This is a genomic window from Streptomyces sp. CNH189 (genome assembly GCF_000527195.1).
Window position 1 is genome coordinate 125,265 of the sequence record NZ_AZUS01000015.1, and the last position, 24,647, is coordinate 149,911.

Annotated in this window: 26 protein-coding genes; 15 read left to right on the plus strand and 11 right to left on the minus strand. The window is 73.5% G+C overall.

The window, feature by feature from the left end:
• Positions 1–57 precede the first annotated feature (57 nt).
• The 6 genes from B100_RS0120945 (at position 58) to B100_RS0120970 (ending at position 6,581) form a co-directional block, all read left to right on the plus strand.
• On the plus strand, positions 58–1,005 hold the full coding sequence (locus B100_RS0120945; protein ID WP_024886376.1) for an RNA polymerase sigma-70 factor: 948 nt from the start codon (positions 58–60) through the stop codon (positions 1,003–1,005).
• A 98-nt stretch (positions 1,006–1,103) separates the two neighbouring features.
• Positions 1,104–2,315: an FAD-dependent oxidoreductase gene (locus B100_RS0120950; RefSeq protein WP_024886377.1), complete on the plus strand. Its 1,212-nt coding sequence runs from the start codon at positions 1,104–1,106 to the stop codon at positions 2,313–2,315.
• 106 nt (positions 2,316–2,421) lie between these two features.
• The gene (locus B100_RS34060; RefSeq protein ID WP_486585667.1) at positions 2,422–3,039 is read left to right on the plus strand and encodes a GNAT family N-acetyltransferase; all 618 of its coding nucleotides are present in this window, start codon (positions 2,422–2,424) and stop codon (positions 3,037–3,039) included.
• On the plus strand, positions 3,036–5,432 hold the full coding sequence (locus B100_RS0120960; protein ID WP_024886379.1) for a histidine kinase: 2,397 nt from the start codon (positions 3,036–3,038) through the stop codon (positions 5,430–5,432). The genes B100_RS34060 and B100_RS0120960 overlap by 4 nt, the downstream gene beginning before the upstream one ends.
• Positions 5,429–6,109, plus strand: coding sequence for a response regulator transcription factor (locus tag B100_RS0120965; protein ID WP_024886380.1), 681 nt, complete (start codon positions 5,429–5,431; stop codon positions 6,107–6,109). The genes B100_RS0120960 and B100_RS0120965 overlap by 4 nt, the downstream gene beginning before the upstream one ends.
• A gap of 109 nt (positions 6,110–6,218) precedes the next feature.
• Entirely contained in the window at positions 6,219–6,581 is a 363-nt protein-coding gene (locus B100_RS0120970) for an SCO4225 family membrane protein (protein WP_486585668.1), read from the plus strand.
• 22 nt (positions 6,582–6,603) lie between these two features.
• Here B100_RS0120970 and B100_RS0120975 read toward each other — a convergent pair whose 3' ends face one another.
• Both B100_RS0120975 and B100_RS0120980 read right to left on the minus strand, forming a co-directional pair.
• A complete protein-coding gene (locus tag B100_RS0120975) occupies positions 6,604–8,697 on the minus strand; it encodes a SpoIIE family protein phosphatase (RefSeq protein ID WP_024886382.1) in 2,094 nt (697 codons plus the stop codon).
• Positions 8,698–8,772: 75 nt separating this feature from the next.
• Positions 8,773–10,812 (minus strand): SpoIIE family protein phosphatase, encoded by a 2,040-nt coding sequence (locus B100_RS0120980; protein ID WP_037723197.1) that lies wholly within the window; start codon positions 10,810–10,812, stop codon positions 8,773–8,775.
• A 371-nt stretch (positions 10,813–11,183) separates the two neighbouring features.
• Between B100_RS0120980 and B100_RS0120985 the strand changes: the two genes are divergently transcribed.
• The 3 genes from B100_RS0120985 to B100_RS0120995 all read left to right on the plus strand — a co-directional run bounded on the left by B100_RS0120985 (position 11,184) and on the right by B100_RS0120995 (position 13,183).
• Positions 11,184–11,792 (plus strand): hypothetical protein, encoded by a 609-nt coding sequence (locus B100_RS0120985; RefSeq protein WP_024886384.1) that lies wholly within the window; start codon positions 11,184–11,186, stop codon positions 11,790–11,792.
• A 78-nt stretch (positions 11,793–11,870) separates the two neighbouring features.
• On the plus strand, positions 11,871–12,425 hold the full coding sequence (locus B100_RS0120990) for a SigE family RNA polymerase sigma factor (protein WP_024886385.1): 555 nt from the start codon (positions 11,871–11,873) through the stop codon (positions 12,423–12,425).
• Positions 12,422–13,183, plus strand: a complete 762-nt coding sequence (locus tag B100_RS0120995; RefSeq protein ID WP_024886386.1) for a hypothetical protein — start codon at positions 12,422–12,424, stop codon at positions 13,181–13,183. The genes B100_RS0120990 and B100_RS0120995 overlap by 4 nt, the downstream gene beginning before the upstream one ends.
• Positions 13,184–13,299: 116 nt before the next feature.
• Here B100_RS0120995 and B100_RS0121000 read toward each other — a convergent pair whose 3' ends face one another.
• The 3 genes from B100_RS0121000 to B100_RS0121010 all read right to left on the minus strand — a co-directional run bounded on the left by B100_RS0121000 (position 13,300) and on the right by B100_RS0121010 (position 15,198).
• Positions 13,300–13,884: a TerD family protein gene (locus B100_RS0121000; protein WP_024886387.1), complete on the minus strand. Its 585-nt coding sequence runs from the start codon at positions 13,882–13,884 to the stop codon at positions 13,300–13,302.
• A gap of 103 nt (positions 13,885–13,987) precedes the next feature.
• Positions 13,988–14,761 (minus strand): polysaccharide deacetylase family protein, encoded by a 774-nt coding sequence (locus B100_RS0121005; protein WP_024886388.1) that lies wholly within the window; start codon positions 14,759–14,761, stop codon positions 13,988–13,990.
• 266 nt (positions 14,762–15,027) lie between these two features.
• Positions 15,028–15,198: a hypothetical protein gene (locus tag B100_RS0121010; protein WP_006134603.1), complete on the minus strand. Its 171-nt coding sequence runs from the start codon at positions 15,196–15,198 to the stop codon at positions 15,028–15,030.
• 137 nt (positions 15,199–15,335) lie between these two features.
• On the opposite strand from B100_RS0121010, the gene B100_RS35715 reads away from it, so the two are divergent.
• Positions 15,336–15,509: a CsbD family protein gene (locus B100_RS35715; RefSeq protein ID WP_078541056.1), complete on the plus strand. Its 174-nt coding sequence runs from the start codon at positions 15,336–15,338 to the stop codon at positions 15,507–15,509.
• A gap of 67 nt (positions 15,510–15,576) precedes the next feature.
• Here B100_RS35715 and B100_RS0121020 read toward each other — a convergent pair whose 3' ends face one another.
• Positions 15,577–16,311, minus strand: coding sequence for a hypothetical protein (locus B100_RS0121020; RefSeq protein WP_024886389.1), 735 nt, complete (start codon positions 16,309–16,311; stop codon positions 15,577–15,579).
• Positions 16,312–16,470: 159 nt separating this feature from the next.
• Here B100_RS0121020 and B100_RS0121025 point away from each other — a divergent pair, with 159 nt between their 5' ends.
• Positions 16,471–17,034, plus strand: coding sequence for a DM13 domain-containing protein (locus B100_RS0121025; protein WP_024886390.1), 564 nt, complete (start codon positions 16,471–16,473; stop codon positions 17,032–17,034).
• A gap of 29 nt (positions 17,035–17,063) precedes the next feature.
• On the opposite strand, the gene B100_RS0121030 is transcribed toward B100_RS0121025, so the two are convergent.
• Positions 17,064–17,948 (minus strand): DUF3152 domain-containing protein, encoded by an 885-nt coding sequence (locus B100_RS0121030; protein WP_078541058.1) that lies wholly within the window; start codon positions 17,946–17,948, stop codon positions 17,064–17,066.
• Between the two features lie 163 nt (positions 17,949–18,111).
• Here B100_RS0121030 and B100_RS0121035 point away from each other — a divergent pair, with 163 nt between their 5' ends.
• From B100_RS0121035 to B100_RS0121045, 3 genes are all read left to right on the plus strand, one after another.
• The gene (locus tag B100_RS0121035; protein ID WP_024886392.1) at positions 18,112–18,810 is read left to right on the plus strand and encodes a response regulator transcription factor; all 699 of its coding nucleotides are present in this window, start codon (positions 18,112–18,114) and stop codon (positions 18,808–18,810) included.
• A 182-nt stretch (positions 18,811–18,992) separates the two neighbouring features.
• A complete protein-coding gene (locus tag B100_RS0121040) occupies positions 18,993–20,390 on the plus strand; it encodes a sensor histidine kinase (protein WP_486585672.1) in 1,398 nt (465 codons plus the stop codon).
• Positions 20,387–21,010: a hypothetical protein gene (locus tag B100_RS0121045; RefSeq protein WP_024886394.1), complete on the plus strand. Its 624-nt coding sequence runs from the start codon at positions 20,387–20,389 to the stop codon at positions 21,008–21,010. Before B100_RS0121040 ends, B100_RS0121045 begins: the two co-directional genes overlap by 4 nt.
• Before the next feature lie 227 nt (positions 21,011–21,237).
• Here the strand turns inward: B100_RS0121045 and B100_RS0121050 are convergent, their stop codons facing one another.
• Both B100_RS0121050 and B100_RS0121055 read right to left on the minus strand, forming a co-directional pair.
• Positions 21,238–21,498 carry a hypothetical protein gene (locus B100_RS0121050; RefSeq protein WP_024886395.1) on the minus strand — a complete coding sequence of 87 codons (261 nt, stop codon included), beginning with the start codon at positions 21,496–21,498 and terminating at the stop codon, positions 21,238–21,240.
• A gap of 119 nt (positions 21,499–21,617) precedes the next feature.
• On the minus strand, positions 21,618–21,836 hold the full coding sequence (locus tag B100_RS0121055; RefSeq protein WP_024886396.1) for a hypothetical protein: 219 nt from the start codon (positions 21,834–21,836) through the stop codon (positions 21,618–21,620).
• A 342-nt stretch (positions 21,837–22,178) separates the two neighbouring features.
• On the opposite strand from B100_RS0121055, the gene B100_RS0121060 reads away from it, so the two are divergent.
• Positions 22,179–22,682, plus strand: coding sequence for a lamin tail domain-containing protein (locus B100_RS0121060; RefSeq protein ID WP_024886397.1), 504 nt, complete (start codon positions 22,179–22,181; stop codon positions 22,680–22,682).
• Between the two features lie 279 nt (positions 22,683–22,961).
• Here B100_RS0121060 and B100_RS0121065 read toward each other — a convergent pair whose 3' ends face one another.
• Both B100_RS0121065 and B100_RS0121070 read right to left on the minus strand, forming a co-directional pair.
• On the minus strand, positions 22,962–23,795 hold the full coding sequence (locus B100_RS0121065) for a PIG-L family deacetylase (protein WP_024886398.1): 834 nt from the start codon (positions 23,793–23,795) through the stop codon (positions 22,962–22,964).
• Between the two features lie 491 nt (positions 23,796–24,286).
• A complete protein-coding gene (locus B100_RS0121070) occupies positions 24,287–24,598 on the minus strand; it encodes a hypothetical protein (RefSeq protein WP_024886399.1) in 312 nt (103 codons plus the stop codon).
• Positions 24,599–24,647 lie beyond the last annotated feature (49 nt).

A 24,647-nucleotide genomic window follows, 5' to 3' on the forward strand; every position in this document is an offset into this window, starting at 1 on the left:
CGTCCCCGGAGGCGTGTCCGGCGGACGGGAGGGCGGAGCGCGCCTAGGATCGGCGGCATGGCCCGGCGTACGAGCGACGTGAACCGTTTCCTGGCTGCCAAGCCGCGGCTGGAGGCCATCGCCTACCGGCTGCTCGGCTCCGCGAGCGAGGCGGAGGACTTGGTGCAGGAGACGTATCTGCGCTGGCAGGACGCCGATCCCGATCGGATCGAGGTGCCCGAGGCATGGCTGACGAAGGTGCTCACCAACCTCTGCCTCAACCAGCTGACCTCGGCCCGCGCCCGACGCGAGACGTACGTGGGGCAGTGGCTTCCGGAGCCGCTGCTCGCCGGTGACCCCATGCTCGGGCCGGCCGACACCGCCGAACAGCGGGAGTCGGTGTCGTACGCGATGCTCGTGCTCCTGGAGCGGCTCTCACCGGACGAGCGGGCGGTGTACGTGCTGCGGGAGGCGTTCGGCTACCCGCACAAGGAGATCGCCGAGATCCTCGACGTCAGCGAGGCCGCCAGCCAGCAGATCCTGCACCGGGCCAGGAAGCATGTGGCCGCGGGCAGGGCTCGCCGGGAGATCGACGGGACGGCCGCGCGGCGGATCGTCGACGAGTTCATCGCGGCCGCCACCAGCGGGCGGACCGAGCCACTGGTCGCGCTGCTCACGCAGGACGTCGTCGCGGTCGGCGACGGTGGCGGGAAGGTCCCGGCCCGCGCCAAGGGTTTCGCCGGCGCCAAGGCGGTGGCCACCTTCCTGCGCGGCATGTTCACCCCGGGCAGGGCCAAGCGTGAGTTGGTGGGCGGGTCGCCCGCGATGTACGCGGCGACCGCGAACGGCGAACCGGCGGTCGTGGCGGTACTCGACGGCCGGGTGATCGGCGTGATGTGCCTGGAGGCCACCGAGGACGGCATCGTCGCCGTGCGCAGCCAGGCCAACCCCGACAAGCTGGAGCGCGTGACGAAGCGGTGGGCCACCGTCGACCACGGGGAGCCGTTGCTGCGGGACGTCTACTGAGGCGCACATGTCTCATATGGCGCAGTTCGCACTTTTCTGTCAGGAATCGGCGGGCTGCCCGGTTCAAGGGGCGAACCAGTCGACGACAGGAGCCTGCCATGCAGCACCGCATCATCGTCCTCGGAGCCGGATACGCCGGAACCTTCGCGGCCGGACGTCTGGCCAGGCGGCTGCACCGTGACGACGTCTCCCTCACCCTCGTCAACGCCGAGCCCGACTTCGTGGAGCGGATCCGCAACCACGAGCTGGCGACCGGGCGGAACCTCCCCCACCGGCCGCTGGCCGATGTGCTCGGCGGGCCCGGCGTCGAATTGAAGGTCGCCAAGGTCACCGCCGTGGACGTCGACCGCAAGACCGTCGCCGTCGCTGATGCCGATGGCGCGGAGGAGCTGACGTACGACACCCTCGTGTACGCCCTCGGCAGCGGCTGGAACGACCAGGGTGTGCCCGGTGCCGCCGAGCACGCGTACGAGATCGCCGGCCGGGCCGGCGCGCTGAAGGTGCGCGAGCGACTCGCCGGCCTGGGCGCGGGCGCGCCCGTGGTCGTGGTCGGCGGAGGCCTCACCGGTCTGGAGGCCGCGACCGAGTTCGCCGAGTCCCGTCCGGACCTGAAGGTCACCCTCGCCGCCCGGGCCGGCCTCGGGGACTGGCTGTCGCCCAAGGGCGCCAGGCACGTGCGGGAGGTCTTCGGCCGGCTGGGCATCACCGCGCGGGAGAACGCCGACGTCACGGCCGTCGAGGACGGCCGCGTCGTCACCGCCGACGGGACGGTCCTGCCGTCCGCGCTCACCGTGTGGACCGCCGGGTTCGCCGTCCACCCGATCGTGAAGGCCACCACGCTGGAGGCCGGCGACGACGGCCGCATCGTGGTCGACGACACCATGCGGTCGGTCTCGCACCCGGACGTGTACGCCGTCGGCGACGCGGCCCTCGTGCGAGGTCCCGGCGACAAGCCGCTGCGGATGTCGTGCGCGACCGGCCAGCCCACCGCGTGGCAGGCCGCCGACGCGATCGCCGCGCGGCTGACCGGAGGGAAGCTGCCGCACGTGCCGCTGCGCTACTTCAACCAGTGCGTCTCGCTGGGGCGCAAGGACGGACTCATCCAGTACGTCACCGCCGACGACCGCGCGGTGAACGCCGCCCTGACCGGACGGCTCGCGGCGTTCCACAAGGAGCTGATCTGCAAGGGCGCGGTGTGGGGTGTGGCCCACCCGACCCTCGGCATGCCGACCCGCCGCCGCCGGATGCCGCGCCCGGAGACAGCGCCGTCCGCCCCGTCGGCGGAGCCGGCCCCGGAAACAGCGGCCTGACCGACGCCACCGCCTGCCGCGGTCCGCCGGGCCGGCCCGAGGGAAGTGCCCCCGGGTCGGCCCGGCGGTGCGGAGCCGGTGGGGCGGGTTCTGGCATCGGGCCGTGATGATCACTGTGCGGCCGGCGGTCGCGGCGGACCTGCCGGCGTTGCCGGCGCTCTACGGCGAGTTGAATCCGGACGACGCCCCTCTGCCCGAGGCCACCGCGGATGCCGTCTGGGAGGCCATGCCGACGCAGCGGGGACGGACGCTCCTGGTGGCCGACGCCGACGGGACCGTGGCCGGAACGGCGGACTGCCTGGTGTTGCCGAACCTCACGCGCGGCGGCCGGGCCGTCCTGTTCGTGGAGAACGTGGTGGTGGCGGGCGCCTTCCAGCGGCGTGGTGTCGGCCGCCGGCTGATGGAGGCCGCCGTCGACGTGGGTGAGGCGGCCGGCTGCTACAAGGTCCAGTTGCTGGCCGCGGACGAGGCGTACGTCCACACCTTCTACGAGGCGCCCGGTTTCCGGGCCCTGGCGAAGGGGTTCCGCGGGTACGTCCCCGAGGAGCACGGCCGTTGCGGTGGCGCACGCCGTGCAGTGACCCGGGGGTGCCCGCGCCGATCCCCGGCACCCCGTCAGGAACGGCGCCCGGCCGCCCCCTCTGCACCCAGGGATAGAGAGCGGAATCCCCCTCCGGCCGGAGGGGGAGGCGGGGGTCCCGGACCTAGCCTGGTCACGTCATGAAACACAACGACGACCGGCTGGTACCGGTCCTGCTGCTGTGCGCCCAGGCCCTGGTGTGGCCCGGGGCGGCACTGGTGCGCGGCGACGTCCCGTCCGCGTCCGCCCTGCTGGTGGCGGCCCTCGTCGCCGGTTCCGTCACCGGCGTGCTCACGCTGCGCCGCAGCCGTCCGGTGGCCGCGCTCGTCGTGGTCACCGCCGCCTGCGCGCTGGGCGCCGGTCCGCTGCCCGCCGGGGCGACGGCGGTGCTCGGGACCGCCGGTGTCGCGCTCGCCCTGTGGACGGTGGCGACCTGGCGCGACACCTTCACCACTCTGCTGTGCGGCACGTCCCTCGCCGTCTGGCAGCTGGTGCACGGTCTCACCCTGCACCGGCTGAGCGACCGCGACGGACTCGACCTCGTCCTCACCGCCCTGCTGTACGCCACGACGTGCGGGGCCGGTCTGTTCGCTCGCCGCTCCCGTCGTACCCGCCAGGCGAACGAACACCTGCTGCACCGCGCCGAGTCCGAACGCCACCGGCTCCCGGCCGTCGAACGGCGCCGTATGGAGCGGGAGTTGCACGACGTCAGCGCCCATCACCTGACGGCCGTGGTGGTCACCGCCGGTGCCGCCCTGGGCCTGCGCGAGACCCGGCCCGAACTCGCCGACGAGGCACTGCGGTTCGCCGTGGAGACCGGTCAGGAGGTCACTCGGGCGCTGGGCGGGGTACGGGCCCCCGCCCCCTCGGCCGTCGGCCTGCCGTCGCCCGAGGCACGGCTGCTCGGCCTGGTCGCCGGGTTCCGGCGGATCGGCCAGCCGGTCGACTGCGAGATCGACCCGCTGCCGGAGGGCGCCGTCGCGGACGCGGCGTACGGCATCGTGCGCGAGGCGCTCACCAACGGGGCGCGGTACGCGCCCGGCGCGCCGACGCGGGTGCGCTGCCGGTACGGCGACGACCGCACGGACGTCGTGGTCACCAGCGGCGCCCCGCTGTCCGGCACCCCGGCGCACGGCGCGGACCTCGGCGGCGGACGCGGCCAGGGGATCCTGCGCTCCCGTGCCCGGGAGGCCGGCGGCACCCTGACCACCGGTCCGACGGCGGACGGCGGCTGGGAGGTGCGGGCGGTCCTGCCCGGCCGGACCGCGGGGCCCGCCGACCGGCCGGGCGCGCGCGGCTACCGCGTGGCGCAGGTGACGGCCGCGGCCGGACTCGTCCTGCAACCGTTGCTGCCGGTGGTGGCGATCCGGGCGGAGGACATGGAACCGGGGTCGTCCGTGTCGGCGGGCGTGCTGTTCGCGCTGCTCGCGGCGGCCCAGGCGGTCACACTCCTGTGGCTGCGGCGGACCCCGCGCACGGCGTACGGCGCCCTCGCGGTGCTGGCCCTGCTGTGGCCGGTGGCGGCGGCGGCCGGTGACTACGGCGGGCCGGTCCTGCTGCCGTCCGCGCTGGGCGCGGTCGCCACGTGCGTGGCGCTTGCCGCGGACGGTGCGGTGCGGGCCGGTGGGGGCTGGTCGCACAGTTCCCCGCGCCCTTTCAGGGCGCCGGTCGGACAGCCAACCCAGGGGCGCGGGGAACTGCGCGAACGGTCACTACGGTCCCGCGGCCGCCCTCCCACCTTCCCGCACCCCCTCGCGGGGGCGATCGCGGTGCACACGGCCGCCGTCACCACTGCCGTGCTGGAGCGGGGAACCGGGCTGCCCGTCTGGGCGGTCGTCGTCGCAGCCCTCGCCGGGACGGTCCCGGTGACGTACGCGGCCCACCGCGTCGGTACCGCCCGCGGACGCCGCGTCCAGGATGCCCGCACCGCCCGGGACGGCCGCCTCGGCGCGCTGACCGGGGAGGCGGTCCGCGACGCGTGGGCCGAGCGCCGCCGGATCGCCGGCGGTCTGGAGACCACCGTGCTGGCCCGCACCGCCGACATGGTCGCGGAGGCGGAGGCGGGCAGGCTGGACGCGACGGCCGAGCGTGCCCGGGAGGCGCTGGCCGCGATGCGCGCGCTGCTCGACGCGGTCCGCGACGATGAGGGGCGGCCCGCGCTGCGCCCGCAGCCCACGCTCCAGGCGCTGGACCTGCTGGCCCGCCAGTGCCGGGCCACCGGCCGCGAGGTGAACATACGCCTCACCGGGCGGGTGCCCGAGCGGCTGCCCGCCGCCGTGGACCTGGCCGCCTACCACGCAGCCGAGACGGTGCTCGCCACCGGCGGTAAGCATTCCACGGCACTCGAAGTGGACTCCGTGGACGGTACGTTGACGATCACGGCCACCGGGGTTCCGTCCGCCGCCCACCCGGCCGTACGGGAGCGGCTCGCGGCGCGGGTCGAGGCCCTCGACGGCACCTTGACCACCGGACCGGCGGACACCGTCCGTCTCCTGCTGCCCCTTGCACGGGGCGACGGGAAGGAGAGGGAACGATGAGCCTCAAGGTGCTGGTCGCCGACGACCAGGGCATCGTGCGGGCGGGATTCGCCGCCGTGATCGACGCCGAGCAGGACATGACGGTCGTCGGTGAGGCCGCCGACGGGGCCGCCGCGGTGCGGCTCGCGGACCAACTAGCGCCGGACGTCGTCGTGATGGACGTACGGATGCCCGAACTGGACGGCATCGCCGCGACCCGGGTCATCACCGGCCGCCCGGACGCGCCCAGAGTGCTGGTGCTGACCACCTTCGACCTCGACGCCTACGTCTTCGACGCCCTGCGGGCGGGCGCCTCCGGCTTCCTGCTCAAGGACGTGTACGCCGCCGAACTGCTGCGCGGAATCCGGGTGGTGGCGGCGGGCGAGAGCGTCCTCGCGCCCTCGGCGACCCGCCGGCTCATCGGCCACTACGCGGCCGCGGGCGCCGCCCCAGGGGCGGCCGGGCGGATCCCTGAGCTGTCCGGCCTGACCGACCGCGAGCACGGCGTCCTGACCCTGATCGCCGCCGGACTGACCAACGCGGAGATCGCCGAGCAGCTCGGCATCACCGTCGGCACCGTGAAGTCCCACGTCAACGCGTTGCTGCGGAAGCTGGGGCTGCGGGACCGGGTGCAGGCGACGATCCTCGCCTACGACCTCGGCCTCGCCCGCCCGACCCCTCCGGGCTCCGCCGTGTGACCGGCCCCGCCCGGCCCGCCCGCGTCCGACCCGGCGCGTCCCGCACGCCTCCGAGACCCCCGCACCGCACCTGTCCTGTACCAGCCGTACCGAACTGAGAATCATGAACATGACCAGTATCAGCACCGCCGGCAGCGCCTCCGAGGAGCCCACCACCATGACCGGACGACCCGACCGCCCCCTCCTCGGCCGCCTGCGCCACCTCTACGGCGACGTCTTCGCCCTCCTGTACCTCGCGGTCTGCGGGGGCCTCACCGTGTGGGCGATCGCGGTCAGCACCGGGGAGACCGAGGACGCGTCCTTCGCGGGCGTCATACCGGTGCTCGCCACCGCCCCGGCCAGTCTCGTCCTGCTGGCCCTGCCGGGAGGCGGCATCGCGTCCTTCGTCCTCGCGGTCGTCGTGGGCGCGCTGGTCAACGCGGCCGTCGTCGGCTGGTGCTCGCGCCGCCTGCGCCGGGGCCCGGCGGCCTGAACCGGCCCGGGGTGCGGAACCCTCACACCCCGACGGTGTCGAAGGCGTCCATCGCGTCCAGGACGTCCCCCGCATCCTCACCGAGCCGCTGCTCGGACCAGATGGTCTTGTCCTGGCGGCCGTGCCGCACACCCCAGTGGGCGCTGAGCCGCATCACGATGTACAGGCCCCGCCCGCCCTCGTCCCCCGCCCGCGCGTGCCGCAGGTGGGGGCCGGCGCTGTTGGCGTCGGTCACCTCCGCCAGCAGGCGCTCCTGGTCGTGGATGAGCCGCAGCCGGACCGGCCCCTCGCCGTGCAGGATGGCGTTGGTGACGAGCTCGCTGACGATGATCTCGGTGGTGAAGGCGCGTTCGTCGAGGTGCCACGCGGTGAGCTGCTGGCCGACCAGCCGGCGTGCCGTGCCGACCACGGAGGCGTCCGCGGGCAGCGTCCAGTCCGCGACCTGGTGCGGCGGCAGGCAGTCGGTGCGCGCGAGCAGCAGCACGGCGTCGTCGTACCGGGAGGGCGCCATGCGGTAGACGGCCGTGTCGCACAGCTCCTGAAGGGGCCGGGACGGCGTCGCGAGCACGTGTTCCAGGTGGTGCACGGCGGTCGCCTCACCGTCCCCTTCGCGGTCGCCCTCGGTACCGAGGAGACCGTTGGTGCAGTGGGCGATCAAGCTGCCCGGCGGAAGCTGCACCACGGCGGGCTGGAACGCCGCCCCGCCCTTCGCCCCCAGGGACGGCCCGAGCGGGACGTCCACGGCGAGCGGTGCCCCGTCCGGGTCGACGAGGATCGGGGCAGGGTGCCCGGCTCGCATCATGGTGCACCGCCGGGAGACCGGGTCGTAGACGGTGACCGCGCAGGTCGCCAGGTACGGGTGCGCGTTGCCGGCCCGGGAGTCGGCGGCCGCGAGCTGTCCCGCGACCTCGTCCAGGTGGGTCAGCACCTCGTCGGTCTCCAGGTCCTGCAGAGCCAGGGTGCGCAGCGCGACGCGGAGCTGGCCCATGGTGGCCGCCGCCTCGATGCCGTGACCGGCGACGTCCCCGACCACCAGCGCCACCCGGGTCCCGGAGAGCGGGATGACGTCGAACCACGCCCCGCCCGCGCCCTCCGGCAGGTACACGTGCGCGGTCTCCACGGCCGACAGACGCGGGGTGGCCCCCGGCTGCAGCCGGCGCTGGAGGGCGGAGGCCACCGCGTGCTCGCGGCGGTAGCTGCGCGCGTTGTCCAGGTGCGCGGCCGCGGTGGCGGCGGCCTGCCGGGCCACGTCCAGGTCGGCCTCCTCGAAGGCGTCCACCCGGCTGCGGTACAGCGTCAGCAGCCCCAGCACACCGCCCCGCGCCGTGAGCGGCGCGACGATCATGGAGTGGACCGTCCGCCCCAGCAGCGGGGCGAAGCCGTCCGGGTCCGTCTTCAGCCAGGGGTCGTCCGGCGTGACCTGCACCAGGCGCGCGTGGGAGTCGTTGAGCGCCTGCGTGTACGGCGTCGGATAGGGGAAGGGGCGGCTGTCACCGGTCTCCCTCAGCGGCCGCACGCTGTCGGGCGCGGCGAAGGCCACCCGGCGCAGGGGGACGGACGTCGGCAGGGGCCCGGACGGCGGCGCGGCCCCGGCGGGGTCGTCGTCCGCCAGGTCGACGGCGGCCGCGTCGGTGAAGGCGGGTACCAGCGCGGTCATCAGGGCGTCCGCCGTGGCCTGCACGTCGAGCGTGGCGCCGACCGTGCGGTGCACCGTGCTGAGGACGTCGAGACGGTCCGCCGCGGCCTGCCGCTCGGTCACGTCCTCCACCACGCCCACCAGGCCGGGGCCGTTCCGCAGCGGGAACAGCGACACCTGCACGGCGAGCGTGCGGTGCGGCTCGGACGGCGAGCGCCCGCGGACGAGGCGGTCACGCAGCGGCTCGCCGGTGGTGAGCACCTCGTCGATCAGGTGGCCGATCTCGTGCGTCCCGAGGTCGGGGGCGAAATCCTCCACGTAGTGCCCGAGGACGGCTTCGGCGGGCAGGGCGCGCACCCCACGTCCGGAGGGGTTGTAGCGGGTCACCTTGCGGTCGCCGTCGAGCAGGAACAAGCCCTGGGGTGAGCCGGCGAACAGCGCGTCCAGCACCGCGGCGTCGTCGACGGGACCGTCCGTCACCGCTTACTCCCTTCGGGGGCTCCCCTACTCACTTTCTCGCATCACCCGCGCACGGCAACTCGGCCGGTGTCCCGGTCACCGGGCGCGGAGGACGAGCAACGCCACGTCGTCACTGCGGTGCGCGCGGTGCCGTACGTCGTGGACCAGCACGTCGGCGAGGGCCTCGGCGTCCAGGTCGCCGGCGAGGGCCAGCCGGCCGGCGAGTGCGTGGACCGCGTCACCGAGGTCCACGCCGGGGACCTCGACCAGGCCGTCGGTGTAGAGGACCAGCACGGACCCGGGCGGCAGGGCGACGGCGGCGCACTCGTACTCGGCGTCGGCGTCGATGCCGAGCAGCAGGTTGGACGGCACGTCGACCACCTCGGCGCGCCCGTCGGGATGCCGCAGCACCGGCGGCGGATGGCCGGCGCAGGCCAGCCGTGCCTGGTGGCGCGCCAGGTCCAGGTGCACGTACAGGCAACTGGTGAACAGGCCTGGGTCGAGGTCGGTCAGCAGGCGGTTGGCGCGGGCGAGCACCTCCCCCGGCGGCGCCCCGGCCGTGGCGTGCACCGCGGTGCGCACCTGCCCCATCAGCGTGGCCGCCTGCACGCTGTGCCCCTGGACGTCGCCGATGGCGGCCGCGGCGTTGGTGTCGTCGAGGCGGATCAGGTCGTACAGGTCGCCGCCGACACCCGTGCCGCGGCCCGCGGGGAGGTAGCGGGCGGCGACCTCGAGCCCGGTCATCCGGGGCAGGGCGTGCGGCAGCAGCCCGGCCTGCAGGCTGTGGGCGAGGCGGTGGTTGGCGTCGTAGAGGCAGGCGCGGTCCAGGGCCTGGGCGACGAGACCGGCGAGGGAGGTGAACAGCGCGCGTTCGGCGGAGGCGAAGGCGCGCCGCTGGTCGTAGGCGAGGACGAGGGTGCCGACGGGGCGTCCGGAGGCGAGCAGCGGCAGGAAGCACCAGGCGGCCATGTGGTCCATGCGGACCGTGCTGGGATGGGCGCGCCGCAGGTCGGAGAAGGCGGAGAAGAACCCGGGCGTGCCGGTGGCCAGGCACTGCGCCGCGGGGGCGTCCGCGGTCAGCGGCATCCCGTCGAACTGGCCCATCAGGTCCTCCGTGTAACCACGGTGGCCGATGATCCGCAGCCGGCCCTCCTCGGTCGTCATCAGGGCCAGCGCCTGCGCCCCTGTGGCGGGCAGCACCAGGCCGGCGACCCGGTCGACCACGTCCTCCACGCCCACCGCCTCGGAGAGTGTCGCCGCCAGGTGCATCAGGTGGTACACCGCCGTGGCCCGGCCGACGGCGACGGGCTCGGGGGCCGGGGACTGACCCGGGTCCGGGACGCCCGGCGAGGCGACGGACGCGATGCGCACGCTGATGCCCGTGCCGTCCGGGTAGAGCCGGAAGGACAGCCACCGGCCCGGCGGGTGCAGCACGGTGAACGACGTGGCACGGCGGCTGAACACCGCGGCCCGGTAGTTGTCCTGCGCGACCGGGGTGTTCAGCCACGGCAGCGCCTCCCACGGCCGGACGCCCAGCAGCTCGGACGGTTCGGCGTCGAGGAGCCGGGCGGCGGTGTCGGTGACGAAGACGATCCGGCCGTCGGCGTTGAGGGAGCAGCACCCGCCGGGCAGGCGTTCGGCGAAGGCGGCCGCGGGCTCCAGGGGCGCACCGGTGAGCACGTCCGGCGGGGGCGTCAGCCGCGGGGCGCCGTCGGGCAGCACCGGGCTGTCACGGTCGGCGGCGGTGCTCAGCAGTCCGCCGAGGCGCCGGCACAGGGCGTCGATCGTGTCGCGTTCCGCGCCGCTCAGCTCCGGAGGGCGCGAGCCGGGCCACTGGAGCACGAGCCCGCCCCACACCGTGTCGTCGGCCGTGACGGCGGACGCGGCCAGCATGAACGGGTACGGCAGCACGACGGCCAGCTGCGGATACCGGCGCGCCACCTCCTCCGGCCCGCCGAGCCACACCAGCCGGCCCTCGCGCAGCGCGTCGGCGACCGGGGAGTGGTGGCCGAGCCCGACCTGGGCCCACGGCAGGGCGACGTCCCACGGGACGCCGCTCAGCACCGCCAGCCGCAGCGCCTGTTCCTCGGTGGCCAGCAGGTACAGGCCGGCGACGTTGGCCCCGGTGTCCCGCATGCCCTGCACCAGGGTGCGCTCCAGCACCTCCACGGCTGACTCCGTCCGGCGGGGGAGGCGGGCGTCCCCTGCGTCTCTCGGCGCCTCGACAGCGTGGACGCCCGGGTGGCCCGGAGCCGGGGGACCGCGGTCGCGGGGCCCTTCCGCCGCACCCGGCGCCCCTACCGGGACGATACGCCCGGCGGGCGGCGCGGGCACCCGGTGGACGGCCGGTCCCGGCCCGCCGCGGTCCACACCCGCCGCGAAGAAACTTCGCGGCGGGTGTCATCCGGCGGACGGAGGGCCGGGGTTTGTACGGGTGGAGAGGCGCCCTCCGTCCATCCGACCGACGGGTCCGCAAGGGCCCGCGCTGCACAAGGAGTTGCCCGTTCATGACACGGACGCTGAAGTACCTGGCCGGTGCGGCCGTCACGGCCGCGGTGGCCGGCATGGCCACGGTGTCGTACGCCGCGCCCGCCACGGCGCCGCACGAGACGGCCGGCCGGGCGGGGACGGCGCAGGTGCGGGCAGTCCAGGCGGCGCCCGCGGTGACCGCGAAGAAGCACGCCCCGACGCCGCGCATCGTCGCCCCCGGTGAGCACGTGAGCGCCGTTCCCGGCTTCGAGCTGTGGCTGACGCCCGAGGGCAAGCACTGGACGACCCCCGGCGACCCCGAGCCGCAGTTCCGCAGTGTGGTCGACGGCAACATCGACCCGAGCAGCCCGGGTGTCTCCATGCAGTCCGAGGGCACGGCGGAGCGCGTGTACCTCTCCGGTCTGTACTACGGCGGCAAGGGCACCGCCTCGACCGTCGAGATCGAGACCGTGGCCGGTACCGTGCGCGGGAAGCTCATCGAGCTGGCCGGCCGTCCCGGCTGGGGCGTCTGGTACGCCACCGCGGACGCCGTGCCGGCCGACGACGGGCCCTGGGCCTTCGCCTCCAAGGTGACGGTCCGCGACACCAAGGGCCGGGTCTACGCCTCGCTGGCGCTGCCGCGCTGACCTGACGGGCGGGACCGGCCCACCCGGACCGGTCCCGCCTCCGCTCCGCCCCCACACCCGACCCGGAGGAACCGGTCCGTGCCGCAGTACGAGACATCAGCACCCTTCCCGGCGAACCCCGACTTCGCCGCCTACGCGGGTGCCGCCTGGGGCCGTCTGGTGCGGACCGCCCTCCTGCTCACGGGGGACTTCCACGAAGCCGAGGATCTCGTGCAGACCACGCTGGCCAAGGTGTACGCCCGGTGGGGACGCATCCCCGCCGACGACGTCGACTTCTACGTACGGCGCGCACTGGTCAACAACAACATCAGCCGCACCCGCAGACGGCGGGTCACGCATCTGCTGATGCCGTTCCTGCCGGAGCGGGTGCACCAGGAGGACCGCGGCCACGCCGAGTCCGTGGAGCACCGCGCCGCGATCACCGAGGCACTCGGCGCGCTCTCCACCCGGCAGCGGACGGTGCTGGTGCTGCGCTACTGGGAGGACCTGCCCGAGACCGCCATCGCCGAGGTGCTCAACTGCTCGCCCGGCACGGTGAAGACGCATGCCCGGCGCGGTCTCGAAGCCCTGCGCTCCCATCCCGCGTTCGCCGTCGCCGAACGCTCGCACCCTCTTCCCGGAGCCCGTTCATGAACCACTCGCCGACCGAAGAAGAACCGGACGCCGGGCCCGCCGAGACGGGCCGGCTGCGCGAGGCGCTGGCCGCGGCGGCCTACGGCATCACGCCGTCCCGGGCGCCGCTGGCCGACGTGGAACGCCGGGGCCGGACGATCCGGCGCAGGCGGCGGACCACCGTGCTGGGCGCGGGCTGCGGTCTGCTGCTGGTGCCGCTGGCGTTCGTCGTCGTGCACGGCACGGACGACGACGCCGGCCGGACCACGCGCCCGGCCGCGGAGGTGTCCGCCTCGCCCAGCCCTACGCCCACGCCCACCGCCTCGCAGCGGACGCCCGCCCCGACACCCCGCGTCGTCGCCCCCGGTGAGCGGGTGACGGCGGCGCCGGGGTTCGTGCTGTGGCTGACGGAGGAGGGGAAGCACTGGACGACGCCGGACATGCCCGAGCTTCCCCAGTTCCGCAGTGTGGTCGACGGCAACATCGACCGGGGCACGCCCGCGGTGTCGATGCAGAGCACGGGAGGGGACGGCCGGGAGTACCTGTCCGGCCTCTACTACGGCGGCGAGGGCACGGCCTCCGTCGTCGAGGTCGGGACGGCGGACGGCGGCGTGGTCCGCGGCCATCTGCTGGAACTGCCCGGCCGTCCGGGGTGGGGCGTCTGGTACGCCGTCACCGACGCCGTCCCGCGCGACGACGACGATCCGTTCGCCTCGATGCCCTCCGTCACCGTGCGCGACACCGAGGGCCGCGTCTACGCCGAGCTCGGCAGGCCCTGACACGGACGCCCGCTCACGCGCCCTGACGCGTACGCCTGCGCCCAGGCCCCGGTACGACGGCGGCCACGGCGCCGGATCCCGGTGCCGTGGCCGGCTGGTGCCGCTCGTGCCGTGTGCTACTTGCTGACGGCGAACCGCATCAGGGCGTGCTCGTCACCCTGCTTGATCTTGCCGGTCTCGTTGATGACCTGGAGCTTCCAGCTGTTGCCCACGCGCAGGGCCTTGGCCACGGCGCAGCCGTTGTCCTGGCTGAGCATGCTCGGCCAGATGTCGGCCACCTGCTGGGTGCTGCCGCCGGTCGCGTCGTAGACCTTGAAGCTGATGTTGCGGGCCTTCTGGAAGGAGCTGCCCTTCTTGTAGGCGGCGGCGACGAAGACGACCGCGGTGATGGCGCCGGGCAGCCGGGAGAACTCGACGGTCACCGTCTCGTCGTCCCCGTCCCCGTGGCCGGTCTGGTTGTCACCGCTGTGCAGGAGGGAGCCGTTGCCCATCGGGTCGAGCGAGTCCAGGCCCGCGAGGCGCACCGGGTCGCCGCCCGACATGGCGACCGCGATCAGGTCGAGGTCCGTACCGGTCTTGCGGCGCAGCTTGCCGAGCACTCCGCCGCTGCTGCCGGCGGTCGGGTCCCAGGAGACGCCGATGGACAGGTGCGTGACCCCGTCCAGGTCCGCGGGGCCGTCTTCCTTGGTCAGCGTGATCATGAAGGAGCCATCCTTTGTCGACGGGTGTACGGCCCAGAGTCTGCCTGGCGACGCAACATCCTGAACAGCCGGGTCTGCCCTGAAACGGGATTGTTGCGGGCGCTCAGCGCACCGGGAAGCCGAAGGAGTAGCCCTCTTCCTTCAGCCAGGGCAGCACGCGGCGCAGGGCCTCGACGGTCTGCTGACGGTCGCCGCCGGCGTCGTGGAAGAGGATGGTCGGGCCGTTGGACAGCTCCTGCTGCACGGTGGCGACGATGGCGTCCGCGCCCGGCTGCTCGAAGTCCTTGGTGTCGACGTTCCAGCCCAGTGGGCGCATGCCCCGGGAGGCGGCCACCTGGCGGCTGTGCGGGGTGAACGCGCCGCCGGGCGCGCGGTAGTAGAGGGGCCGTACGCCTCCGGACGCCTCGGTGATCATGCGTTCGGCGTCGAGGATCTCCTTCGACTGGTAGGCCTCGGACTTCCGGTCCATGGCGGTGTCGTGCGAGACGGAGTGGTCGCACAGCCGGTGGCCGGCCGCGACGATCTCCTTCACCAGGTCCGGGTGGGTCCGCGCCTGGACGCCGGTCAGGCAGAAGGTGGCCTTCACCTCGTGCTCGCGCAGCAGGTCGAGCACCTCGGGCGTCCAGCGGGGGTCGGGGCCGTCGTCGATGGTGATGTTGACGCCGCGCGGGCCCGCGTCGGAGGCGTGCACGATCGTCGCCGAGACCCGCCGGGCCTCGCCGCCGGGCTTCGCGGGAGCGGACGCCTGCGGTGTCGCGCCGCCCACGACGCCGGCCTGCGCGGTGTACACCGAGGCGCCGACGGCCAGCATCGTCACACCGAGTGCCGCCCCGGCCACCTTGCCGTACCAGCTCCGTCCACCGCCGTGCCGCGCCATGGCCCGCCCCGCTTTCCTGCCGTCGCTCGTCGCCCGTGTCCCTGGCTCCCCTGGGAACCACTGGGCGAGACGACAGACGGACGTCCCCGGATGCGGCCGTTACCGATCACGGACACATCCGGGGACGTTCGCGGACAGAGCGGTGGGGGCGGTGGGGCGGCAGGCGTCATGGCCGCCGCCCCCGCCGCCCCGCCGCACGGACCGGGGGCCCGGTCACCGTGGTGACCGGGCCCCCGGGGGGTGGTGCGGTGTCGCGCGGTGGCGCGTCACCATCGGTACCAGCGGCCGCGACCACCGCCCGCGTTGGTGGAACGCATGACGAAGCCGAGCAGCCAGACGACGAGCACGGCGATGGCGATCCACCAGAGGATCTTCACCGCGAAGCCCGCGCCGAAAAGGATCAGGGCGAGAAGCAGAACCAGCAACAGGGGAACCATAGTTATCGACCTCCTGCCGCACCGTTTGCCCTCGGTCCGCACCCTCACACCTCACTGTTTCCTTGTTTGTGAAGGAGCGGTGGGGGCACCCGAGGGCCACGACGAGTTCGCCCGAACGCTATGAGGAGGCATGCTCCATGAGTGCCGGTGAGAAGGCCAAGGCGAAGACCGAGCAGGCGCAGGGCAAGGCCCAGGAGGCCCTGGGCAGCGCCGTCGGCAACGACCGCATGGCGGCCGAGGGCCAGGCCACGAAGAGCAAGGGCGACGCCCGCGAGGCCAAGGAAAAGACGAAGGACACCTTCAAGCACTGACCTCGCCCCCACCACCCCTGCGGGCCGCCCCGGACACCTCCCGGGCCGGCCCGCAGGGGTGTCCGCGTCAGTGCGGCGGGGGCAGGGGGTGGAGGGCGTTGTTGACGGAGCAGCCGCCTTCGCCGGGCATGCGCTGGATGCGGGAGGGCATCCAGACGTTCGTCCCGCCGGGGCCGACGACGGCCAGGACGCAGTCCACCGGCTCGTAGCGGTAGGACGGCGGGGACAGGAGGATGCCGACGCGTCCGTCCTCCGTCCTCACCTCCGTGGTGATCGCCGGATCCATGTCCAGTGCGGCGAGCACCCGCCGCACCTCGGCCTCGTCCACGCGGCCGCCCGCGGGGACGCGCGGCAGCTTCGCCTCGAGTGCCGCGTACGGCACCTGGGGCGGTTCGGGCGGTGGGGGGAAGCTGAGGGGCGGGCCCTCGGGGCAGTCGACGTCCCGGGCCTCCTCACCCCACTCCGCCCTCGGGGACACCCGTAGGGAGAAACAGCGCCGCACGGTCACCTGCTCGACGTCGAACCAGCCGTTGTACGCCGAGCCGGACGTGCGGACGATCACCTCGACACCGTCGCCGTCGTGCGTGGAGTCGCCCTCGACCCGCAGCACCTCCACCCCGTCCTGGTTCGACGCCGAGTAGCCCACCTCGTCGGCCGTGCGCGGGAGTTGACTGGAGAGCCGCTTGCCGGCCGTCGTCGCCACCTCCCGCGCGGAGTCGGTGGCCTCGTCCTCGGAGGACTGGATCACCCCGCAGCCGGCGAGGGCCAGCAACACCGGTGCGAGCAGCAGAAGTCGACGCATGCGCCCACCCTTTCCCATCCCCCGCCCGGTGCACATCCGTTCGGATACTCAGACCGGCCCGGGCGGGAGCCGTAAGGGTTTCGTCATGGCTCATGCGGCACGGCGCGCCCGGCCCTCCTGTTGACTGACGGAACCGAAGGAGCGCGGAGGTGGGGCGACATGGGACGCGTGCGTGACGGGCTGTTCAGGCCGTGGGCGGCCGTACTGCTGGTGGGGGTGACCGCCGTGGCGGGCTTCGGGCTGTACTGGTTCCAGCCATGGAAGCTGTGGCAGGACGAGACGGTGCGGGAGGCACTGCCTGGGACCGCGACGACCGCCCCGGGCGGAGCCCCGTCCGGCACAGCGCCCGCCGCGCCCCCGTCCGGCCCGGTGACCCTGGCGAGCGGTGAGCTGATCAGTCATGAGCACGCGACCACCGGCACGGTGAGCCTCGTGCGGCTGGCCGACGGCAGTCGAGTGGTGCGGTTGGAAGGGCTCGACACCAGCAACGGCCCCGACCTGCGCGTGTGGCTGACCGACGCGCCGGTGAAGGAGGGACGGGCCGGCTGGCACGTCTTCGACGACGGCCGGCACGTCGACCTCGGAGCGCTGAAGGGCAACAAGGGAAGCCAGAACTACGCCCTTCCCGAGGACGTGGACCTGTCCGCCTTGACCAGCGTCAGCATCTGGTGCGACCGCTTCGACGTCTCCTTCGGAGCGGCGGAACTCGCCCCGACGGCCTGACCCCGCCGGTCAGGCGGCGCCGGGGCCGGTCAGGCGGCCGGTCCGGTGACGAGGTCGCCGTTCTCGTCGTAGGGCCAGGCGTTGGCGACGCAGCCCTGCAGGCCCTTGATCTGCTGCATCATCACGGGGGCCGGCTGCCCCGGGCCGCCGCAGGTCATGTGCGTGTGGCCGAGGAAGTGGCCCATCTCGTGGTTGATGATCAGCGCCCGGTAGTCCTCGATCGGCCCGTCGAAGGTGGGGGACCCTTCGACCCAGCGCCGAAGGTTCACCACCACCCCGTCGGGGACCTCGCAGTTGTACTCGCCCCCGGTGTCCTGGTGGATGCCCTCCCAGCACAGGGCGTCCGCCGTCGCCGGGGTGGCGATCCGTATCCGCAGGTCGTGCGGCGATCCCGCGCCCACCAGCTGGAACGCGTTGTCCGGGTCGTGGGTCCAGCCGCGTGGGGCGGCGAGGATCCCGGCGATCTCCTGCGCCGCCCGGGACGGCGAGACGTCCAGTCCGGACTCGACCTCCACGACGTACCGCAGCGGCCGGGAACCCTCGCCCACGGTCCTCCCGCCGGCCTCGGCGGTGACGAACGTCCCGCTGCCCGCGGCCGGCACGTCGATCGTGGTCCGGGTGGCGGAGGGCGAGGCGGCGGCGGAGGGCTCCGTACGCGTAGGGGTGGGTGCGGGTGTGGGGGCGACGCGCGCGTCCGGGGTCCGCGGCGCGTGCCCGGCGGTGTCGTCCCGGCCGCCCGCGCGCAGGTACCCCGCCGTGCCCAGCAGGACGACCACCAGCAGGCCGAGCAGCAGGGCGCGTCCCCGGCGGCGCGGCCGTCCCCGGCGACGGGAGGACCGCCGCCGCGGGGAGCCGTGGCGAACGGCGCGGGTGCCGGCGGGGGGTGCGGGGTGCCTCTCTCGTACCGAACGCATGGGGTCAATCTGCGGACCTCAGATGATCGCGAGGAGCCCGCGACATCACGGAACGGCAACGACGTCCGGGTTCCCTCTCCCATGTGATCGTTGTGCAACAACGGTCGGAAAGCGGTCATCCATCGCTACCGAACCGGTCGTCCGGTCTGCTTAAACTGCCGCAATGCCACGGATTCTGATCGTCGAAGACGACTCCACCGTCCGCCAGGCCGTGCGGCTGGGCCTGCGGCACCAGGGGCACGAGGTCCTCGGGGTGGAGACGGGCGAGGAGGGGCTGGCGCAGCTCGGCCCCTTCCGGCCGGACGCCGTCGTCCTCGATCTCATGCTGCCCGGCATCTCCGGCCTGGACGTGTGCCGACGGATCCGTGAGCGCGACCAGGTGCCGATCATCATGGTGACGGCGCGCGGCGACGACATCGACGTGGTCCTGGGACTGGAGACCGGCGCGGACGACTACGTGGTGAAGCCGGTACAGGCGCGGGTCCTCGACGCGCGCATACGGGCCGTCCTGCGCCGGCAGGACGCGTCACCGCCGGACGGCACCCGCCCCCGCCCGGAGACGCACGGCGACCTGGTCGTCGACCGCGCCGGGCTGGTGGTGACGCACCGGGGCGAACCCGTCATCCTCGCCCCGTCCGAGCTGCGGCTGCTGCTGACCCTGTCGGCCTCGCCCGGCCAGGTCTTCAGCCGCCAGCAACTGCTGGAAGCGGTGTGGGAGCACAGCTACCACGGCGACATACGCCTCGTGGACGCCTGCGTGAAGCGCCTGCGCAACAAGCTGGGCGAGAGCGGGACCCCGCGGTACGTGCAGACCGTACGCGGCTTCGGCTACCGCTTCGGCACCGGCAGCGGCGCCGCGTGAACCGCCGGAGCACCGGCTCCCCGGCCCCGGCGGCGGGCGGGTCACGCACCGGCCCCCCGGTCCCCGCGGCGGGCGGGTCACGCACCGGCCCCTGCGGCGCCCTGCGCGCCGTCGTCGCCCGCGTCCCGCTTCCCCTGCGCGGCCTGCGCTCCCGGCTTCTCACGTCCTTCGTCCTGGTGGCCATGCTCAGCTCCCTCGGCACCGGGGCCCTCGCCTTCCGCGAGGCACGGACCGGGGTGCTGCAGCAGAGCCAGGACTCCGTCATCAACCGGTTCCGTGCGAGCGTCGACGCCGTCGCTCCGTACGTCCCGCCCTCCCCCGACGCCACCGACCTGCAGAAGGCGGTGGACCAGGTGCTCTACGCGAACCGTACGGCGGGCTGGCGGGTGATGGCCGCCTACGGCACCCACCGGGCCTACGCGCCGACCCCACGCTTCACCGAGCCGAGCGACGAGATGCTCACGTCCGTCGCGACGCGCCGGGCCGCGGTGTTCCAGCGGGTGGACGTCGACGGCAGCCCCCGTCTCCTCGTCGGCATGCCCGTCACCTACGCCCCGGAGAACGGCAAGGAGTTCCGCCTCTCCGGTCTGGTGATGTACCTGGAGGTCCCGCAGACCGCCGAGGAGGGGTACGTCGAGGCCATGGTCAGCGGCATCGAGCGGGCCACCTTGGTGGCGCTGTGCCTGGCCGTGGTGCTGGCGCTGCTCGCCGCGAGCGGGGTGCTGCGGCCGGTACGGGCACTGCGCCGGGCGACGCGCCGGATGGCCGAGGGACATCTCGACGTACGGCTCGACGTCACCGGCACCGACGAACTGGCCGACCTCTCCCGGTCGTTCAACGAGACGGCGGCCGAACTGGAGCGCACCGTCGCCGAGCTGCGCCGTCTGGAGGCGCGGGGCCGCCGCTTCGTGGCGGACGTCTCCCACGAACTGCGCACCCCGCTGGCGGCGATGTCGGCGGTCACCGACGTGCTGGACGTGGAGGCGGAGGGGGAGACGGGTGAGGCGCTGCGGCTCATCGGGGAGGGCACGAACCGGCTGAGCGTGCTGGTGAACGACCTGATGGAGATATCGCGCTTCGACGCGGGGGCCGCCGAGCTCAACCGGGACGAGATCGACCTGGCCGAGTCCGTGCGGCGCACGGTCGCCTCCCGCTGGCGGCAGGAGGAGGTGGAGCTGTGGCTGCCCGGCCCGGGGGAGCTGCGCGCACGGGTCGATCCGCGCCGGCTCGACGTGGTGACGGCCAACCTGGTCGGCAACGCCCTGCGGCACGGTGAGCCGCCGGTCCGGGTGAGGCTGGGCGTGCGGAAGGGCGGGCCCGGGGAGGCGGGGTGGGCGGTCCTCGAGGTGAGCGACAACGGTCCGGGGATCGCCCAGGAGGCCATGCCGCACATCTTCGAGCGGTTCTACAAGGCGAGCACGTCACGGGCGAGGAGCGAGAGCAGCGGGCTCGGCCTCGCGATCACGGCGGAGAACGTGCGCCTGCACGGCGGACGCATCCGGGCGGCGAACCGGCCCGGCGGCGGCGCCGTCTTCACGGTCGAGCTCCCGCTGCGCGGCGACGACGGAGGCACGACGTGAGGGGCGGGCGACAGGGCGGGCGAAGGGGCGGACGTACGGCGGCACTGCTGACGGGGCTGGTGGCGGCCGCGGTGACGGTCACGGGATGCGGGGTGCCCGCCTCCGACGTCATCGAGGCGGGGGCGCCGGCGAGCGGCATGGCCGACCCGAACCCGGCGCCGACGGAGGCACCCGCCACCGTCTCCCTCTTCTTCCTCGCCGACGGTGAGCCGACGGAGTACCCCCGCCTGGCCGCCGACGCCGGCGACCTCGAAGGCGTCGTACGCCTGCTCTTCGAGGGGCCGAACGTGAAGGAGGCGACCGTGGCCGTCACGGAGCTGCCCCGCCTGGAGGACGCCCCGCGGGTGTCGGTCGCCGGCGACGGCACCGTCACCGTGCGGCTCCCCGGCGAGACGGCGCCGCTGAGCCGGCAGGCGATGCTGCAGCTGACCTGCACGGTGGTGTACGCGGTCCCGTCGGCCGCCACGGCCGTCCCCCGCGCCGAATCGGACCCCGCCGAGCACCTCGCGCCGGGCGCCGTCCTGGTGAGCGGCAACGACTGGACGATGACCCAGCCCACCACGGCCTGCCCCGCCATCTACCCGACGGGCGGGGGCCCGGGGACCCAGCCCCCCGGGTAGTCCCAGGACTGACGGCCGCGTGCCGGGCGGCGGGCGCCGGCTCCCGTATGGCACACCGGTACATGTCCTGGGCTTGGTGCATGTCCATGAAGCGCACGAACGTCTACGCCGACCCCGGGCCGTCCGCCCGTTGGGACGGCACAAGGCGTTCCGCATCCTGCCGGACGTCCTCCCGCTCTGACGCCCGGCTCCCCGCTCGCTCAGAGGCAGAGGGGCCGTTCAGCTCATCACGGAGCCGGCCTCACGACATGCCCCAGGGCAATGAGGCCGACTCCGACGACGGTGACCGAAGGCTGGGCGAAGTTGCCTGCCGCTACGAGCAGAACGCCGGCTCCCCACAGCCGTGGCTGCCGGACGTGACGGCGGAGCCACCGCCCCGGCGCGCGCCCGAGAACCAGGCCGTACAGGCCGAGAACGGCGCAGGTGAGCCAGAGCGTCGCGAACACCAGGAACGACACCAGCACCAAGGTCGCAAACGCCGCCGACATGGCCCTCCCCCCGGCACGGGCCGGACGCCCGTCCGACTGCCTGCCCGCAGAAGTCTGGCACGTCGGGTGCCGTCCGCCCGCGCGCCGGCGGACGGCACCCGACCGGTGTCCGCGGCCGGCTACTTGGCCGCGTCGAGTGCCGCGAGGGCCTGGGCCCAGCGGACGTACTTCAGGTTCGCCAGGTCCGCGACGGTCTTCACGCCGAACGCCTCGTCGAGCAGTTCGCCGTCACGGTCGGAGACCCCCTTCAGTGCTCCGACGGGAGCGGCGAGGATCTCCGGCAGGCTCTTGTCCGCCCACGCCTTGTCCAGCACCTTGTCCAGGTCGATCGAGGCCATGCGTGTCGTCTCCAGGGGTGTGCGGCCCAGGGGCCCCGGGCCGGTTTGTTTCTACAGACGCGTAGAAGAATAGGGCCGCCCCGGCGGACGGAGGGCGCCTTGCGCCCCACCGCACCGGGAACGGCCGAAATACACTCCTGAGCTGGCCGAACGGCCTGCCGTCGCGCGGCGGACGTGGACCCGGACCGAGATCGTCGGCGCTGCGCCGCACACGCGCCCGCAGAAACCCCTGAAGCGGGATCGTGGTAGTCGACAATCACACATTCTTCACATCGACTTCATCATATGAACACCTTAGATATGCTCCGGATGCTCCATTCGCACCACTGAGGGGGGAACCTCATGCGCATCCGGCGCACTCTGACCATTGCCGCGACCGCCGCGGCCGTCGCCGCGCTCGGCTTCACGGGGGCCGTTCCGGCGCAGGCGGCCGAGTACTCCTCGGCCCTCAAGATCAAGGGCGTGCAGTACGACGCCCCCGGCCGGGACTCCAACAAGTGCTCGGGCGGGAACACCAGGAACGAGTACCTGACGATCAAGAACTACTCGAAGAAGTCGAAGGTGAACCTGAAGGGCTACAAGGTCAAGGACCGCGCCGGCAACACCTTCACCTTCAAGGCCAGCCACATCCTCGAGCCGGGTGACTACGTCCACCTGCGCGGCGGCCGGGGCGCCGACTCCGACGGCAAGAACGTCGTCCACCGCCAGAACTGCACCTTCATGTGGAACAACGACAAGGACACGATCTACTTCTACAAGCCGGGCGGTAAGCCTGCCGACATCCACGCCTACACCAAGAAGGCGCACGACAAGGACGGCAACGGCTACATCAAGTACCACGGCTGACGGGCGACGACCCGCGTCGAACGGCGGCGGGCCCGCCGCCGTTCGACGCGGCCCGCTCCGCCGGCACCCTCCGCACGGGCCGAGGTCCCCCGGTACCAGGACGGGCTGCTCGTCCCTGGCGAGAACCGTCCGGGCGACCCGCTGTTCCGACGCGCGCACCCCGCGGACAGGGAGCCGCATTCGTAGCCGACTGGGCCACCTGGAGGCGGCGCGGCCCGGCGAAGTGCCCGTGGCAGCCGTGCGCCGCCGTGCTGCCGATCGCCGGGCCGGACGGGCGGATCAGCGCAGTCCGGCGAAGAGATCGTTCTCGGGGACGGCCGCGCCGGTGGCGTCCTGGACCCGCACGAAGGTCTCGATGCCCATCAACTCGCCGAACCTCTCCTTGCCCATCTTGAGGAAGAAGATGTTCTCGCCCTGGCTGGCGTGCGCGGCCAGAGCGTCGAACTTCTGACCGCTGAACGCGGTGGTGTCCACCCACGTGGTGATCTCGTCGTCGGGAAGACCGATCTCGGCCATCGCGGCGGCCTCGGCAGGATCGGGCTCCGGCATGTCCTCCTGGAATTCGCTCATGATCTCGTCGAACCGCTGCATGGCCGAGCGGGGCATCGTGGTCCAGTACACCTTCGGTGCCAGGGCGGTCATGTCCAGCGCCGCCATCGTGATGCGGTGGGCCTGGATGTGGTCGGGGTGGCCGTAGAAGCCGTTCTCGTCGTAGGTGACGACCACGTCGGGCCGGTAGTGCCGCATGAGTTCCGCGAGCCGGGCGGCGCCTTCCTCGACGGGGGTCCGCCAGAAGGATCCGGGGGTGTCGTTGGTCGGCCAGCCCATCATCCCGGAGTCGGCGTAGTCCAGTGTTTCCAGATCGCTGACCTTCAGGACGCCACAGCTCGCCTCGAGTTCGCGGCGGCGCATCAGGGCGACGGCTGCCGGATCGTGCCCGGGATCGCCCGGCTTGACACCCCCCGGTCCGTCGCCACAGCCGCCGTCGGTACACGTCACGAGAACCGTGCGGATGCCTTCCGCGGCGTACCGCGCGAGGATTCCTCCGGTTCCGGTGGCCTCGTCGTCGGGGTGGGCGTGCACCGCCATGAGTGTCAAGGGCCGGTCAGTCATGGGAAGTCCTCCTGTGGAGATGTGTCCTTGATTCGAGCAGATCGGCGGGCCTACCGGCCTTCCGGCCTTCCGAGGTCGGGCCTGGTGCGCCCGGGATCCCGTGGTCCTCGTGTCCCCCGCCTGTGGTGCCGCTGCCTCGGTCGGTGCAACAGCGCCGCCGGGACCTGCTGTTCCCGGCCGGACCGCTCAATCCAGACGCCGGCGGCCCGACGCCGAACGGATCCGGACGCGACGCGCACGCACCGGCGCCGCGTAGGGTGCGCGCTTCCCCACCCGGCACCGTCACCGGTGCCGCGTCAATACCACGGCTGACCGGGCGGCGACCGCTCCGTCGAACGGCTGGGCCCGCCCCCCGGATGCCCCCATCGGGCCCCCGGCCTCCGAAGCGGCCCGTCCTCGTGTCACCCTCCGCCCGTGCTGAAGAGGTGCTTCCCCTGATACGAGGGGCCGCCCCGGTGTCGCCTCACTCGTCGGGACCGACAAGACGGTGGTCAGATGCCGGCGAATGCGGACAGCAGAGTGTCGGTTCGGAGCTGGAGCTCAGGCGTCTCGACTCCGGTGACGCTGACGGACATCACCTCGCTGCCGACAGAGCGGGCGAGGCCGACTTCCAGGGTGGCGCTCGTGCCGGCGAGCGGATACGAGTACCAGCCGTCGGACTTCTCGTCGTCGGTGTCCCGTACACCGGTTTCGATGGTGTCCCAGTCGGTGTCGTCGAACGCATAGCCGACATATCGGGACAGCAGCTCCAGGAAGGCACGCAGGTTGCGATCCATGATCCATCCGGCGATCTGCTTGCTCATGCCCTCCCCCGACGCAGGGTCACGTTCTCAGGCGAAAGGTGGACGGGCG

What these genes read in the sequence shown, in the direction of transcription:
- B100_RS0120945 (WP_024886376.1), top strand. Translation starts at nt 58, where the DNA reads ATGGCCCGGCGTACGAGCGACGTGAACCGTTTCCTGGCTGCCAAGCCG.
- B100_RS0120950 (WP_024886377.1), top strand. Translation starts at nt 1,104, where the DNA reads ATGCAGCACCGCATCATCGTCCTCGGAGCCGGATACGCCGGAACCTTC.
- B100_RS34060 (WP_486585667.1), top strand. Translation starts at nt 2,422, where the DNA reads ATGATCACTGTGCGGCCGGCGGTCGCGGCGGACCTGCCGGCGTTGCCG.
- B100_RS0120960 (WP_024886379.1), top strand. Translation starts at nt 3,036, where the DNA reads ATGAAACACAACGACGACCGGCTGGTACCGGTCCTGCTGCTGTGCGCC.
- B100_RS0120965 (WP_024886380.1), top strand. Translation starts at nt 5,429, where the DNA reads ATGAGCCTCAAGGTGCTGGTCGCCGACGACCAGGGCATCGTGCGGGCG.
- B100_RS0120970 (WP_486585668.1), top strand. Translation starts at nt 6,219, where the DNA reads ATGACCAGTATCAGCACCGCCGGCAGCGCCTCCGAGGAGCCCACCACC.
- B100_RS0120980 (WP_037723197.1), bottom strand. Translation starts at nt 10,812, where the DNA reads ATGCGGGACACCGGGGCCAACGTCGCCGGCCTGTACCTGCTGGCCACC.
- B100_RS0120985 (WP_024886384.1), top strand. Translation starts at nt 11,184, where the DNA reads ATGACACGGACGCTGAAGTACCTGGCCGGTGCGGCCGTCACGGCCGCG.
- B100_RS0120995 (WP_024886386.1), top strand. Translation starts at nt 12,422, where the DNA reads ATGAACCACTCGCCGACCGAAGAAGAACCGGACGCCGGGCCCGCCGAG.
- B100_RS0121000 (WP_024886387.1), bottom strand. Translation starts at nt 13,884, where the DNA reads ATGATCACGCTGACCAAGGAAGACGGCCCCGCGGACCTGGACGGGGTC.
- B100_RS0121005 (WP_024886388.1), bottom strand. Translation starts at nt 14,761, where the DNA reads ATGGCGCGGCACGGCGGTGGACGGAGCTGGTACGGCAAGGTGGCCGGG.
- B100_RS0121010 (WP_006134603.1), bottom strand. Translation starts at nt 15,198, where the DNA reads ATGGTTCCCCTGTTGCTGGTTCTGCTTCTCGCCCTGATCCTTTTCGGC.
- B100_RS35715 (WP_078541056.1), top strand. Translation starts at nt 15,336, where the DNA reads ATGAGTGCCGGTGAGAAGGCCAAGGCGAAGACCGAGCAGGCGCAGGGC.
- B100_RS0121020 (WP_024886389.1), bottom strand. Translation starts at nt 16,311, where the DNA reads ATGCGTCGACTTCTGCTGCTCGCACCGGTGTTGCTGGCCCTCGCCGGC.
- B100_RS0121025 (WP_024886390.1), top strand. Translation starts at nt 16,471, where the DNA reads ATGGGACGCGTGCGTGACGGGCTGTTCAGGCCGTGGGCGGCCGTACTG.
- B100_RS0121030 (WP_078541058.1), bottom strand. Translation starts at nt 17,948, where the DNA reads ATGCGTTCGGTACGAGAGAGGCACCCCGCACCCCCCGCCGGCACCCGC.
- B100_RS0121035 (WP_024886392.1), top strand. Translation starts at nt 18,112, where the DNA reads ATGCCACGGATTCTGATCGTCGAAGACGACTCCACCGTCCGCCAGGCC.
- B100_RS0121040 (WP_486585672.1), top strand. Translation starts at nt 18,993, where the DNA reads ATGCTCAGCTCCCTCGGCACCGGGGCCCTCGCCTTCCGCGAGGCACGG.
- B100_RS0121050 (WP_024886395.1), bottom strand. Translation starts at nt 21,498, where the DNA reads ATGTCGGCGGCGTTTGCGACCTTGGTGCTGGTGTCGTTCCTGGTGTTC.
- B100_RS0121055 (WP_024886396.1), bottom strand. Translation starts at nt 21,836, where the DNA reads ATGGCCTCGATCGACCTGGACAAGGTGCTGGACAAGGCGTGGGCGGAC.
- B100_RS0121060 (WP_024886397.1), top strand. Translation starts at nt 22,179, where the DNA reads ATGCGCATCCGGCGCACTCTGACCATTGCCGCGACCGCCGCGGCCGTC.
- B100_RS0121065 (WP_024886398.1), bottom strand. Translation starts at nt 23,795, where the DNA reads ATGACTGACCGGCCCTTGACACTCATGGCGGTGCACGCCCACCCCGAC.
- B100_RS0121070 (WP_024886399.1), bottom strand. Translation starts at nt 24,598, where the DNA reads ATGAGCAAGCAGATCGCCGGATGGATCATGGATCGCAACCTGCGTGCC.